This is a genomic window from Bradyrhizobium sp. BWC-3-1 (assembly GCF_032917965.1).
GTDB classification, from domain to species: domain Bacteria; phylum Pseudomonadota; class Alphaproteobacteria; order Rhizobiales; family Xanthobacteraceae; genus Bradyrhizobium; species Bradyrhizobium canariense_D.
This window is the reverse complement of record NZ_CP136625.1, coordinates 5,026,884-5,039,666: the sequence shown is the minus strand read 5'-3', so window position 1 is coordinate 5,039,666 and position 12,783 is coordinate 5,026,884. Positions and strand designations below refer to the sequence as shown.

Genomic DNA, 12,783 nt, shown 5'->3' with positions numbered 1-12,783 from the left:
CATTGAATTCGCTCGGCAACGGACCACATCATTGACATGACACAGATATCGTCGGGCTCGACACCAGCATCCACTCCAAAGCCGAGGCGGCCCCGCCCGCAGGTCATGCGGCTGACGGACGCTGCCGCCCAGCGCATCAGCGAGCTGACCCAGCGGGCCGATTCCGAGATCGTTGGCCTGCGCGTCGGCGTCAAGAACGGCGGCTGTGCCGGACAGTCCTACACCGTCGAATACGCCCATGATGTCCGCCCGACCGACGAGGTCGTCGAGGACAAGGGCGTCAAGATCCTGGTCGATCCGAAGGCCGTGCTGTTCCTGCTCGGCACCGAGATGGACTACAAGGCCGACAAGATGCAGGCCCAGTTCGTCTTCAACAACCCCAACCAGATTTCCGCCTGCGGCTGCGGCGAGTCCGTCGAGCTGCGCCCGGCGCAGATCGACGGGTAGTCCGTTTCTCGCAAATCGCTCCGCTGTCGTCCTGGCGAAGGCCAGGATCCATACCGCGTGATCTCGCGGTGATCGTCGGTGCCAATACCGACGCTGGCACGACTGGCAGTCTTCGCTAAACTCCCTCCCGTGGAATGGGTCCTGGCTTTCGCCAGGACGACCGTGCGGAAATAGTTCAGCCATGGACCGCGAATTTCTGATCGACCTGTTCGCCGATTTCGGCCCCGTCGCCATCCGGAAAATGTTCTCCGGCTACGGCATCTCCGCCGACGGCGTCAACTTCGCGCTGGCCTTGCGCGCCGGCCTATTTTTTCGCGCTGACGAGATGACCATCCCGGATTTTGAGGCGGAAGGCTCGAAGCCGTTCCAATACTCGACCCGCGCCAAGACCGTGGTGGTGAACTCCTATTGGGAGCTGCCGGCCCGCCTGTTCGACGATTCCGCGGAACTCGCGCAATGGGCGAGGGCCGCGCTTGCTGCTGCCCAGCGCGCCAAGGTGAAGAAGCCGCCCAAGGTGAAGAAGGCGGCGAAGAAGGTTGCGAAGAAGCCCGTTGCAACGAAGCGGCCGACCAAGAAGAAAACAGTGCGCAGGGCGGGCAAAGCGAAGCGTGCCCTCCGCTGAGGTGCTGGTGTGGGAGATGATGGGCATGGCGCTGAGCGCCTTTGCCCACCCGATGGGACTTCACTCCACGGCCTTGGTCAGACCAACCCGCATGTCCCTGGCGGTGAAGACGCAGACGCCGTCGGCCAGCACGCGACCGTCGGCAATTCCGAGCACCAGCTTGCCGCGCCGGACCATCCTCATGGAGACCTCGTAGCGCACGCGTTGCGCGTTCGGTGTGACCTCGCCCGTGCACGCGACTTCGCCGACGCCGATGGCGCGGCCCTTGCCCGGCGAGCCCGACCATCCCAGCCAGTAGCCGACCATCTGCCACATGGCATCCAAACCCAGAGACGCTGGCATCGTGGCATCGCCGTGATAGTGGCAATCGAAGAACCAATGGCCCGGCGCGATGTCGAGTTCGCCGACGATATGGCCCTTGCCGAACTCGCCGCCATCCAGGCTGATCTCCGTGATGCGATCCATCATCAGCATCGGCGGCGCTGGCAATTGCGCATTGCCCGGCCCGAAATAGCCGCCCTCGCTCGATCTCAGCAGCTCGTCCCTGGTGTAGGACGGTTGCGGTGAGTGAAAATCATGCGGATTGGGCAAGACGACAAGTCCTCCGGATCTTCGCAGTCGGACGCCTCAAGACGGCGAGGGAGATGTCGTTCGTCGGGTCAGAATGTCAAGCGCTGGCGGTGCGCGGCTTCGGCGTCACGCCACCCGGTTATGGGTCTCGACCGTGAATTCCGGATCGGCCTCGCAGATCACGCGGTTGCGGCCGTTGCGTTTGGCGGCGTAGAGGCAGGCATCCGCGCGTTCGATCAGCGCATCGGTGTCGTCACCCTGCTTGAGCATGGAGACGCCGACGGAGATGGTGACCCGGCCAAGGATTTCGCCGGTGGACTTCTTCTTTAGTTCCTTCGCCATCACCGCGCGGCGGATGTGATCGGCCACCGTGAGGGCCTGGCGCAGCGCGGTGTTGGGCAGCACGACCGCGAATTCCTCGCCGCCATAGCGGGCGGTGATGTCCTGGCCCTTGATGGTCTGCTTCAGCGACAGGCCGACCAGCCGCAGCACCTGGTCGCCGGTGAGATGGCCGTAGGAATCGTTGAACGACTTGAAATGATCGATGTCGACCAGCAGCAGCGACAGCGGCTCGCCGGAGGCGAGCGCGCCTTGCACGGCCATGTCGATCATGCGATCGAAATATTTGCGGTTGCCGAGCCCCGTCAGCGGATCGGTCAGGCTCTCGGCGCGGATCGCCTCCAGGCTCTGCTGGAGGTTGCTGATCTCGCTCCTCGAGAGCGTCAGCCGGTCTTCCAGCGCCTTGTTGGTCTCGCGCATCTCGCTGGTCGAATGCAGCAGCGTCTCGATGATCGACTTGATCTGCTCGCGGCTTTCGGCCGATGACAGCTTTTTGGTCGCGTCTGACAGGCTCGCATCGTAGGAGCCGGTCATCGCGAGCGCGTCGCCGAGAACCTTTATGACGTCGTCGATCTCGCCGATGACGCGCGCGCCGACCTTGTCGATGCGCTCGGTGGTCTTGATGTGGGAGAGGTAGGTCTCGTAGATCTGATCGAGATCGGCTTCGGTCAGCTTGCCGCTTCGCGCCAGCGTCTCGTTGATGATCTTGTTGAGCGGGGCGTTGTAGCCGGTGGCGTAGACGTACCAGATCTCGTAATTGCGGGGAATTGCCGTCTGCCGTAGCGATCGGATCTGACCGAGCGCTACCTGGGCGAACGCCATCGTGCGTTCGTGTTCGTCGAGCACCTTGACCACGGAACATACCCCACAGCGACCGGCGCGCCGACGACCGCAGCAATACTTAAATTATGTTCGTAGGCTAACGGACGATCGTGAACGCCCCGTAAATATACGTCCACGAATGCATCCGAAAAAGTGCGCGCCGGCTTGGTTTCAACCAAAGCCGGGCGCGCATCGTGCTTCAGGCGCCGGCGGGGGAGCGAACTGGACGCAGCAGAAAGGCCGGCAGATGCGAGTGGTCACCCGGCTCGCTGTCGGCTTCGCGTTGGCGGCGCGGCTCGGGACGGCCGATCGACGGCACATGCGACGGATTGGCCTGCTGCTGGCGCGCACCGTCACGCGGCTCGGATGATGGCTTGGCTTCGCGCGGCGGCCTGGCTTCACGCGAAGGTCTGGCTTCACGCGGAGGCCTTGCCTCGCGCGCGGGCCTTGCTTCGGAAGCGGGCCCTGTCTCGGGAGCGGACCGTGCTTCGGCCGAAGGCTGTGCCTCGCCACGCGGTTCGCGCGGCTCGTGGCTGCGCTCACGATCGCGGCCGCGCTGCGGCTTGCCGCGTCCGCCGCGTGAACGTTCACGGCCGCGCTGCTCGCGCGGACGCTCGCTCGCGTCGGAAGCATCGGTGCGGACTTCGAAATCGCCCTCCGCGCGTGGAATGCTCTGGCCGATCAGCTTCTCGATCGCCACCATCGACTTCTGGTCGAGCGGCGTGACGAGCGAGATCGCCATGCCGGACCGCCCTGCGCGACCGGTGCGGCCGACGCGGTGGACATAATCGTCGGGATGGTGGGGAACGTCGAAATTGAAGACGTGGCTGACCTCGGGGATGTCGAGGCCGCGGGCGGCGACGTCGGATGCGACCAGGAGGGGCAGCTCGCCCTTGCGGAACTGCTCGAGTGCCGCCGTGCGGGCCGACTGGTCCATGTCGCCGTGCAGCGCGCCGACGCTGAAGCCGTGCTTTTGCAGCGATTTGTGAACGACGGCGACCTCGCGCTTGCGATTGCAGAAGATGATCGCGTTCTGGAGATCCTTCGCCTCGCGCAGCAATCGGCGAAGCAGCTCGCGCTTCTCGTGCGCCTCGCGCCCGGCCGGGACCTGACACTGCGTAACGGTGACAGCGGTGGTGGCGGGCTTCGATACCTCGATCTTCTGCGGATTGTGCAGGAAGGTTTCGGTGATGCGCCGGATCTCCGGCGGCATGGTCGCGGTGAAGAACAGGGTCTGCCGCGTGAACGGGACGAGCTTGCAGACGCGCTCGATGTCGGGAATGAAGCCCATGTCCAGCATGCGGTCGGCTTCGTCGATGACGAGCAGCTCGACGCCGGTGAGCAGCAGGCCGCCGCGCTCCGTGTGGTCGAGCAGGCGGCCGGGAGTGGCGATCAGCACGTCGACGCCGCGCGTTAGCTTGGCATCCTGGTCGCCGAAGGAAACGCCGCCGATCAGGAGGGCGACGTTGAGTTTCTGGCCCGCGCCGTAGCGGTCGAAGTTTTCCTTCACCTGCGCCGCGAGTTCGCGGGTTGGCTCAAGGATCAGGGTGCGCGGCATGCGCGCCCGGGCGCGGCCCTTTTCGAGAATGGTGAGCATCGGCAGCACGAAGGCCGCGGTCTTGCCGGTGCCGGTCTGGGCGATGCCGAGCACGTCCTTGCGAGCGAGGACGTGAGGGATCGCCTGTTCCTGAATGGGGGTGGGGGTGGTGTAACCGGTGGCCGCCACTGCAGCGAGGACTTTTTCGGATAGTCCGAGATGGGTAAAAGACATTGAGCCTCTGGTCGAAACCGCCGTTCGGAATCGAGGGTAATAAGGCTGTCGCGTTCCACCCCAAAACGGCGCGCTCTCAAAGAAGCTGGGGGTGCTGACTCACGCGAACAAAGCGCCAAACTCAGGAATCGCTCTTCGATCTGAGCCGCGTCGCCACGGAACATAGGGGGGAATCGGCCAAAGTCAATGGAGCGGGCGCGGGAAGGCCCTAAAAAACCTGAGGTTTTCGCCCAAATAGTGGGAGCGGCTGCGGTTTTCCGCCCAAACGTCGGCTAGCGCCCCTCCGGCCCCTGCGCGCGGAAGTCGCCGGGCGCGATCCCGTAGGCGGCGTTGAAGACCCGGTAATAGGTCGCGACGCTCTCGAAGCCGCAGGAGGTCGCGATGTCGGCAATCAACCGGTCCGGGGCTTCGCGCATCAAGCGGCGGCTCTGGTTCAGGCGTTCGTCCGTCACGGTTTGCGAAAAACTCCTTGCCGCGCTTTCGAACAGCATGTGCAGGTGACGCACGGAGACACCGAGCAGGTCGGCCACCATGGCCGGCGCCAGATTTGGGTCTTGCAGGTGCCGCGCGATCAGGCGCCGCGCCTGCGAGAGCCGGGCGGTCCGCAGCGCGGCCTGCCCGAGGCGGCTGCCGGCCCGCAGCATGCCGCGCTCGATCAGCGCCAGATGGGCTAAAGCCTCGACGAGCGAAGCGGCATCGGCGGCGCCGTCATCACCCGCGGCAACCGTACCGAGATCGGCGAAGCAGGCGTCGAGCAGGGGCTTCAAGCCGGGATCGTCGAACGTCCGGGGCGCAAGCTCGCGCATGCGCTTGTCCTGCATGGAGAGGCCGCTCACGGGAATCTTCAGGATCCGCAGGTGGAAGCCGCCCGTGCCCAGCGGCGTGGCGCGATAGGTCTGGTCGGTATGGCTGGTGGCGAAGCTGCCATTGGCGATCGTGAAGTCGCTGCCGCGCATGCCGCCGAACCACGCGCCGCTGCCGAGCTGCTGATAGACGCAGAGGCTGTCGCCCGGCGCGTGAGCGATGTCGGTCACGCTGCGCTCGACCGTGTAATGGGAGGCCTTCAGCTCGACGAGGCCGGCTCCGCCAAGCCGGCGCAGCGAGAATTCGCCGAAGAAGTTCGCGCGGCGTTCGGGCTCGAGTTCGACGGTGACGCCGAACAGGCCCTTGGCGCGCACCTCGCGCCAAAAGTCGAAGCGGTCGTGCGGCTCGACCTCGTCGGTGCACCAGCGATACACGGCGGCCCCTCGCTTCCAGCGGAATTGCCCACAAGAATTGACCGAGAAAAAGCAAATTCCGGTGGCATCTACCATAGGCTGGACAACAGACCTGAGTCCTCAGGGCGGTTGAACCAGCGATGTGGCTGGGCCGACTATCACATCAAAGGCGCGGTTCCCATGAACCGCTGTTCGAGGGAACCGGCGTGGGGCCGTTCTTGAGGGATTTTCGATGACGCGTCGGCTTCTCAGAGTACTGGCAGCGCTTGGCCTTGCGGCCGGCCTCAGCGGTTTCGCGCTTCCCGCCTGTGCCGAGAAGCGCGTTGCGCTCGTCGTCGGCAACAACGACTACAGGAACGTTCCGAAGCTGCTCAAGGCGGTCAACGACGCCCGCACCATGGGCGATACGCTGAAGCAGCTCGGATTCTCCGTGATGCTCGCCGAAAACCAGAGCCGGCAGCAATTTTCGGAGACGCTGCTCGCGTTCGATCGGACGATCGAGCCCGGCGACACCGCGTTCTTCTTCTATGCCGGCCACGGCTTCGAGATCGCAGGCCAGAACTATCTGCTGCCGACGGACGTGCCCGCGGCGACGGAAGGGCAGGAAGAACTGGTGCGTGACGCCTCCATCCTGGCCGATCGCATCGTCGAGCGCCTCCAGAACAAGAAGGCGCGGACCTCGATCCTGGTGTTCGACGCCTGCCGCAACAACCCGTTCGAGCGCAAGGGTACCCGCGCCGTCTCCGGTGGCGGCGGGCTTGCCCCGATGGTGCAGCTGCCCGAAGGCGTGTTCTCGGTCTTCTCGGCGGGCCCGCGCCAGACCGCGCTCGACCGCCTCTCCAATGACGACGCCAATCCCAATTCGGTATTCACGCGCACCTTCGCCAAGGAACTGCTCCAGCCCGGCGAGAACCTGGTGCAAGTGGCGCAGCGTACGCGCCGTCTCGTGAGCGAGATGGCCGACACTGTCAAGCACAGGCAGGTGCCGGTCTATTTCGATCAGATGGTCGATGACGTCTTCCTCAGCGGCATCGCCAAGGATGCCGCCGCGCGCCCGGCCGATCCGCCGGCGCAGAAGCTCGCGGCGCTGCCACCGGTGTCGGTGCCGCGCGTGCCGAAGGAGGAGACCACCAACGCGCCGATCGCGAGCTTCTCGCGTCACAATGGCGGCTGGAGCGTGGTGTTCTCCTTTGCCGATCCGACCCTCGGCGTTTCCTGGCGCATGGCCGGCAACGGCGACTTCCGCGAAACCGGCTTCATCGATACGCTCGACCCGCGCACGCGCAAGAGGATGCCGAACCCGTCGATCGAATTGCCGCCGGACGCGCAGGCCGGCACCATCGAGGTTCGCTATGTCGACCAATCCGGTGACATGCAGGGGCCGTTCCCGATCAGGTTCGATCCCGAAGCCGCGCTGATCCGTGACCAGCGCAAGATCCTGGACATGACCGCGACGAGCTGGCTGTCATTCCGCGAGTTCAACGGGCTGCTGGTCTACTACACGCACCTTCTGTAATGGGCCCGATGATGTCAAGCCTCCCGGTGAACGTCGCGCCGCCGAGCTCATGCTTCTGTCCGTGGTCAACGCCTGGCCGCCACATCATGCTGTCAGAGGGAGCGGTGAGCCTATCTAGATACGCGTGGTTCGTCGGACGACGGCCACTGGGCGTGTAACGGCTTCACCGCATCCACCGTCCCGGCGACGGGACTTCGGGCACTGGGCTTCTGTTCAGCCCGGTTGCATTCCGGCTCTTCTCCTCGTGCTCTATGCTGCGATCGGGCCCGTTTCAGCCCATCGGTAAGTTGTGCCGTCGACCCAGATCCGATGCAGGATCACTGCAAGCTTACGTGCCAAGGCAACTTTTGCGCGCTTCGAGCCTCGCCGCTTGGCGACGTCCATCCCCCAGCGCTTAAGTTTTGAGAACCGCGTGATGCGCGATAGCAAAACGTTGGCGGCTTCATACAATACCGTGCGCACCATCTCGTCACCGGCCAGCGTGATTCCGCCCGTGACGTCCTTTTCTCCCGATTGGTACTTCTTTGGCGTGAGCCCGAACAGCGCACCTGCCGCCTTCGATTTCGCGATGCGATGAGGGTCATCAATCGCCGATTTGTAGGTGATGGCCACCAAGGGACCAACCCCCGGCACGGTCATAAGCCGGCGACAGACCGCATCGTCACGCACAGTTGCCAGCACAGCCTTGTGCAGCCTTCCGTACTCTGCCTTCAAGGCAGATCGCGCCGAAAGCATCGCACCGGCAATGCGCTCTAATGTCGCCTGACCAGTAACCAACTCTCGGATCCGCGCTTCGAAATTCCTCCGCGTCACCGGGCCAACCTTCAGCCCGAAGCCACGCAAAATCCCTCGGATACTTAATTCCACATCGATAAGTCGCCCGAGAAGCTGTTTGCGCGCGATCAGGAGTGCCCGGATCTCCTGCGCACCGACCGACTTTGCGTGCACCGGCTGGAACCAGCCCATCCGGATCAACTGGGCTATCCCGCGGGCATCCTTGCGATCAGTCTTTACCGTCATCGCCGATAATGCGGCCTTTACGTGCCGTGTTTCCAGCAGAACCGTTTCGAATCCTGCTTTTCTCAGCCCCGCATGCAGCCATTGGGATAGCGGCCCAGCCTCCAGCCCGATCCGCTCCACTGCAAAGCCGAGCGTCTCAAAAAACTCAACTAAGGCGTCGGGTTCGCTTGCGACCTTCGCCTCTCTCAGGATCTTACCCTGGGCATCCACAACGCACACGCTCGACAGTTCCAATGACACGTCGATTCCGGCATAGTTCTCCACGGCTGTCCTCCGTCTCTAGATGCTTGGGGCCGACTCAAGTCGTGACCCCGTCTCATCATCTATCGGGGGACAGCCACCATCATGACCCCTTCCTCGGAGCAGGGCCCATTACGGCATCTAGTGTCCTACCGCTGCGCCATCCGCGAGGTGCGCATCGGCATCGATACCGCCGTTCCGAACCAGGTGTTGAAGATGCCGCGCTGCGACATGCGCGATCCCAGTGCGATCAGCGCCGGCATGCCGCTCTCCATGAAGCTCGCGCCGGCAACGCAGTTCATCTCGGTGGAGCTGACCTATCGCGACGGCAGCGTGTCGGAGATCAAGAGCTTCCGCAGCGCGAACCGCAGCAACAACTGAGGTGTCGAGCAGGCCGCTTAGCTATTCGCGGCGCTTCCGGATGAAGCGTTTGAGGGCCTCGATCAAGGACGGGGTCAGCGGGAAGAAAGCGCCCATCGCGATCGAGATGATGACTTGGCGCGGCAGGAGCTTGACCTACTCCTCGTGCGGATAACCGTTCTGTTCGATGCGCACCGGCGCAAGCGGCGGCCTGCGCGGTGCGATCATGATCAAGACGAAAAGCACGTTGATCAGGATCCAGACGCCGAGCAGTATGAGGATTGTCTGCACTGCAATTTCCCGAATGAGTCGGAATTGGAGGCAAGGCTAACGGCCATTCACAACCGCAGCAAATGAATCTTGCTTGCTGCACTGCAAAGAATGCTTGGCTCGTGAAGGAGGACCCGACCGTGAAACCCGATACGTTGCAGCGTCCCCAGGGCTCCCCGCTGAAGGTGCGGTGTTGCATCGTCGGCGGCGGACCGGCGGGCATGATGCTCGGCTATCTCCTCGGGCGCGCCGGCATCGATGTCGTGGTGCTGGAGAAGCATGCGGATTTCTTCCGCGACTTCCGCGGCGACACCGTGCATCCTTCGACGCTCCAGGTGATGGACGAGCTCGGCCTGATCGACGGATTCCTGAAGCTGCCGCATCAGCGCTTGCAAAAGCTGGACGGCCTGTTCGGCAGTACCCCCGTTCGCATCGCCGATCTCAGCCGGCTCCGCACCAAGTACCCCTTCATCGCCTTCATGCCGCAATGGGATTTCCTGAATTTCCTGCGCGAGGCCGGCCAGCGCTTCGCCTCGCTGCAGGTGATGATGAACACGGAGGCCGTCGATCTGATCCGCCGCGGCGAGACCATCGCCGGCGTGCGGGCGAATACGCCTGACGGTATCGTGGACATCGAAGCTGATCTCACCATCGCATGTGACGGCCGGCATTCGACCGTGCGCCAGCATTCCGGCCTCGAGGTCGAGGAGATCGGCGCGCCCATGGACGTGCTGTGGTTCCGCGTCGAACGCAAGGCGAACGAGACCGAGATCCTGTTCGCGCGCGTCGAGCCCGGCAAGATGATGATCACCTTCGACCGCGGCGACTATTGGCAGTGCGCCTATGTCATCGCCAAGGGACAATACGACGCGGTGAAGGCGAGGGGATTGCAGGCGCTGCTCGACGACGTCGTTCGCATGGCGCCGGTCCTGAAGAGCGGCATAGCCGAGGTGAAGAACTTCGACGATGTCAAGCTGCTCACCGTCGCGATCAACCGCCTGCCGCGCTGGACGCGGCCGGGCCTGCTTCTGATCGGCGACGCCGCACATGCGATGTCGCCGGTCGGCGGTGTCGGCGTCAATCTCGCCGTCCAGGATGCGGTCGCGACCGCAAACCTGCTGGCGGACGAGCTGCAGCGCGGCTGCCCGTCGGAGGACGAACTCGATGCCGTGCGCCGTCGCCGCGAATTCCCGGTGAAGATGACGCAGCGGATGCAGATGATCGTGCAGAACAACATCATCAGCGGCGCCTTGCAGGGCGGCGACCGGCCGCTGAAAGTGCCGCTGGTCCTGCGCCTCATCACCGCGCTGCCGTGGCTCCAGGGCATTCCGGCGCGCCTGCTCGCGCTTGGCGTCCGGCCCGAGCACGTGCAGTCGAAGGCTGCGCCGGCACGGTAGCGCAAGGGCTCGGTAGGGATAACGCGGCGTTAAATCGCGCTCGGCGCGTTGCCTGCGTGCAACAGCGCAAACGGATTGAAGGCGCGCTGCTTGCCAATCCGACGTCTTAACTGTCTTGATTCAAATTTGAGTAAGACCTGCGTGTGAGCGTGCACCCATCAAAGGACACGGGGTGTACCATGCGTAACAAGTTGATTGCCGCCTTCGCCTGCACGACCGCTCTGATTTCGACCGGCGCCGCTTCCGCCGCCGATCTCGGTGCTCGGCCCTACACAAAGGCGCCGGCCTATATGGAGTCGATGTTCAACTGGAGCGGCTTCTATGTCGGCGGCCACATCGGCGGTGCATGGACCAACGAGCAGTTCATCAACAACGGGACCGGCGCACCGTTTGGCGATCTGACCCCGGGGCAGGGCTACCGTCAGCGCAACTCCGGCATCCTGGGCGGCGCCCAGATCGGCTACAATTGGCAGGCCAACAACTACGTGTTCGGTATGGAAGGCACGATCTCGGGCCTCGACAACAAGGGCTCGTTCTTGAACACCGCGTTCGGCGCGGGTGACGACGTGTTCTCCTGGCGCACCAATGTGCTTGCCACCGTCGTCGGTCGCGCGGGCTTCGCCGTGCAGAACAACCTGTTCTACATCAAGGGCGGCTATGCCGGCGTGAACAACCGTCTGTCGGTCACCGATACGGTCGGTCCGGCCACCGGTTCCGGCGGTCAGACCCATTGGGCCAACGGCTGGACCGTCGGTGCCGGCTGGGAATACGGCATCACCCGCAACTGGATCGTCGGCCTCGAATACAACTACGCAGCCTTCGCCAGCCAGACCTATCAACTCGGCGGCACCTCCGGCAATTACAGCTTCGATGCCAAGCCGCGCGACCTGCAGTGGGCCGTCGTGCGCGCCAGCTACAAGTTCGACGCGCCGGTCATCGCCCGCTACTAAGTGGGTCAACGAACGACCAAGCAGCCATAAAAGACGATCACTGCCCAAATTCAAAAGCCCCGGCATTGTCCGGGGCTTCTTTTTTGTGTGCAGATTTATTGGTGCGGCCTACGCCATCACCGAGAACCCGCCATCGACGGGGATCGCGGTGCCGGTGACGAAGTTGGAGGCGGATGAGGCGAGGAACACGGTGATGCCGGCGAAGTCGTCGATGTCGCCCCACCGCCCCGCAGGCGTGCGTGCCAGCACCCGCTCGTGCAATCCCGATACCTGCTGCCGCGCACCGCGGGTCAGGTCGGTGTCGATCCAGCCCGGCAGGATGGCATTGACCTGGATGTTGTCGGGCGCCCACGCATTGGCGCAGGCGCGCGTGTACTGAACGATGCCGCCCTTGCTCGCCGCATAGGCCGTTGCGAAGCTCGCGCCGAAGATCGACATCATCGAGCCGATGTTGATCACCTTGCCGTTGCCGGACGCCTTCAGCGCCGGATAGGCCAGCTTCGAGCACAGGAAGGCGCTGGTGAGATTGGTGTTGATCACCGTGTTCCACTCGTCGAGCTCGAGCTCGTGCGGCGGCTTGCGGATGCTCATGCCGGCATTGTTGATGAGGATGTCGATCCGGCCGAGATCCCCGACGACGCGATCGATCATCGCGGCGATGGCCGCCTTGTCGGTGACGTCGGTGGCAACAGAGATCGCCTTCACGCCGCGTTGGCTGAGGTCGGCGATGGCGGCGGCGGATTTGGTTTCGTTGCGCCCGACCACGGCGATGTTGGCGCCGGCGTCGGCGAGGCCACGGGCCATGCCGAGCCCGATGCCGCCATTGCCTCCCGTGACAATCGCGACCTTGCCGCGCAGATCGAACCGACTGGATGTCATGCTGCTATTCCCTGGTTTCTTCTATTGGTTGCTCTGCCAGATCAGCACCAGCCCGAAGCCGGCCATGGCTGCGCCATAGCCGGCCCATTGCAGCTGGTTGACCATGAAGCTCGATCGCGGCCACGCGACGGTGCCCGTACCCTGTCCGATCCAGAGCAGCCCGACGGCAAGGGCAAACAGGCCTGCTACAAGCAGAAATCTGCGCATGCATTCCTCCCCGGCGGTTTGCTTCTGTCGTGACGCGACATGACGATTGCCGCGGCCCGAAAACTTGCCGGGAGACTAGCCGTAGCCGTGGTCGGGATACAATGGCCGCTGATGCAGGCCGCAGGGCGGATGCATGTCCATACGCAAGGTCCGCTG

The 12,783-nt window shown here is 63.9% G+C and carries 12 protein-coding genes and 2 pseudogenes; 6 read left to right on the top strand and 8 right to left on the bottom strand.

Annotation, left to right across the window (positions count from 1 at the left end; all coding sequences use genetic code 11):
* Nucleotides 1-36: 36 nt before the first annotated feature.
* Nucleotides 37-447: a HesB/IscA family protein gene (locus tag RX329_RS24520; RefSeq protein ID WP_007609828.1), complete on the top strand. Its 411-nt coding sequence runs from the start codon at nt 37-39 to the stop codon at nt 445-447.
* Between the two features lie 181 nt (nt 448-628).
* Nucleotides 629-1,069, top strand: a complete 441-nt coding sequence (locus tag RX329_RS24515) for a TfoX/Sxy family protein (RefSeq protein WP_018454449.1) — start codon at nt 629-631, stop codon at nt 1,067-1,069.
* A 60-nt stretch (nt 1,070-1,129) separates the two neighbouring features.
* Here RX329_RS24515 and fabA read toward each other — a convergent pair whose 3' ends face one another.
* The 4 genes from fabA to RX329_RS24495 all read right to left on the bottom strand — a co-directional run bounded on the left by fabA (nt 1,130) and on the right by RX329_RS24495 (nt 5,809).
* Nucleotides 1,130-1,660, bottom strand: coding sequence for a bifunctional 3-hydroxydecanoyl-ACP dehydratase/trans-2-decenoyl-ACP isomerase (fabA, locus tag RX329_RS24510; RefSeq protein WP_085353496.1), 531 nt, complete (start codon nt 1,658-1,660; stop codon nt 1,130-1,132).
* 105 nt (nt 1,661-1,765) lie between these two features.
* Nucleotides 1,766-2,833, bottom strand: a complete 1,068-nt coding sequence (locus RX329_RS24505; RefSeq protein WP_085353495.1) for a GGDEF domain-containing protein — start codon at nt 2,831-2,833, stop codon at nt 1,766-1,768.
* A 166-nt stretch (nt 2,834-2,999) separates the two neighbouring features.
* Nucleotides 3,000-4,571, bottom strand: a complete 1,572-nt coding sequence (locus tag RX329_RS24500) for a DEAD/DEAH box helicase (RefSeq protein ID WP_085353494.1) — start codon at nt 4,569-4,571, stop codon at nt 3,000-3,002.
* A 272-nt stretch (nt 4,572-4,843) separates the two neighbouring features.
* Nucleotides 4,844-5,809: a helix-turn-helix transcriptional regulator gene (locus RX329_RS24495; protein ID WP_085353493.1), complete on the bottom strand. Its 966-nt coding sequence runs from the start codon at nt 5,807-5,809 to the stop codon at nt 4,844-4,846.
* A gap of 211 nt (nt 5,810-6,020) precedes the next feature.
* On the opposite strand from RX329_RS24495, the pseudogene RX329_RS24490 reads away from it, so the two are divergent.
* Nucleotides 6,021-7,301: pseudogene (locus RX329_RS24490) on the top strand (caspase domain-containing protein); the annotation flags it as partial.
* Between the two features lie 252 nt (nt 7,302-7,553).
* Here the strand turns inward: RX329_RS24490 and RX329_RS24485 are convergent.
* The gene (locus RX329_RS24485) at nt 7,554-8,588 is read right to left on the bottom strand and encodes an IS110 family transposase (protein WP_247287488.1); all 1,035 of its coding nucleotides are present in this window, start codon (nt 8,586-8,588) and stop codon (nt 7,554-7,556) included.
* A 114-nt stretch (nt 8,589-8,702) separates the two neighbouring features.
* On the opposite strand from RX329_RS24485, the pseudogene RX329_RS24480 reads away from it, so the two are divergent.
* A pseudogene (locus tag RX329_RS24480) lies at nt 8,703-8,945 on the top strand (caspase family protein); the annotation flags it as partial.
* Nucleotides 8,946-9,080: 135 nt separating this feature from the next.
* Here the strand turns inward: RX329_RS24480 and RX329_RS24475 are convergent.
* Nucleotides 9,081-9,215, bottom strand: coding sequence for a hypothetical protein (locus RX329_RS24475; RefSeq protein ID WP_256465053.1), 135 nt, complete (start codon nt 9,213-9,215; stop codon nt 9,081-9,083).
* A gap of 119 nt (nt 9,216-9,334) precedes the next feature.
* Here RX329_RS24475 and RX329_RS24470 point away from each other — a divergent pair, with 119 nt between their 5' ends.
* Nucleotides 9,335-10,591 (top strand): FAD-dependent oxidoreductase, encoded by a 1,257-nt coding sequence (locus RX329_RS24470; RefSeq protein WP_085358781.1) that lies wholly within the window; start codon nt 9,335-9,337, stop codon nt 10,589-10,591.
* A 179-nt stretch (nt 10,592-10,770) separates the two neighbouring features.
* Complete coding sequence (locus RX329_RS24465; RefSeq protein WP_085353492.1) at nt 10,771-11,541, top strand: outer membrane protein; 771 nt, start codon at nt 10,771-10,773, stop codon at nt 11,539-11,541.
* A 108-nt stretch (nt 11,542-11,649) separates the two neighbouring features.
* Here RX329_RS24465 and RX329_RS24460 read toward each other — a convergent pair whose 3' ends face one another.
* Together RX329_RS24460 and RX329_RS24455 are read right to left on the bottom strand one after the other, a co-directional pair.
* Nucleotides 11,650-12,420: an SDR family NAD(P)-dependent oxidoreductase gene (locus RX329_RS24460; protein WP_085353491.1), complete on the bottom strand. Its 771-nt coding sequence runs from the start codon at nt 12,418-12,420 to the stop codon at nt 11,650-11,652.
* 21 nt (nt 12,421-12,441) lie between these two features.
* Complete coding sequence (locus RX329_RS24455) at nt 12,442-12,627, bottom strand: hypothetical protein (RefSeq protein WP_007591540.1); 186 nt, start codon at nt 12,625-12,627, stop codon at nt 12,442-12,444.
* Nucleotides 12,628-12,783 lie beyond the last annotated feature (156 nt).

Coding starts and splice junctions, on each gene's coding strand:
- RX329_RS24460 (WP_085353491.1), bottom strand. CDS start 12,420: ATGACATCCAGTCGGTTCGATCTGCGCGGCAAGGTCGCGATTGTCACG.
- RX329_RS24500 (WP_085353494.1), bottom strand. CDS start 4,571: ATGTCTTTTACCCATCTCGGACTATCCGAAAAAGTCCTCGCTGCAGTG.
- RX329_RS24520 (WP_007609828.1), top strand. CDS start 37: ATGACACAGATATCGTCGGGCTCGACACCAGCATCCACTCCAAAGCCG.
- RX329_RS24465 (WP_085353492.1), top strand. CDS start 10,771: ATGCGTAACAAGTTGATTGCCGCCTTCGCCTGCACGACCGCTCTGATT.
- RX329_RS24455 (WP_007591540.1), bottom strand. CDS start 12,627: ATGCGCAGATTTCTGCTTGTAGCAGGCCTGTTTGCCCTTGCCGTCGGG.
- RX329_RS24515 (WP_018454449.1), top strand. CDS start 629: ATGGACCGCGAATTTCTGATCGACCTGTTCGCCGATTTCGGCCCCGTC.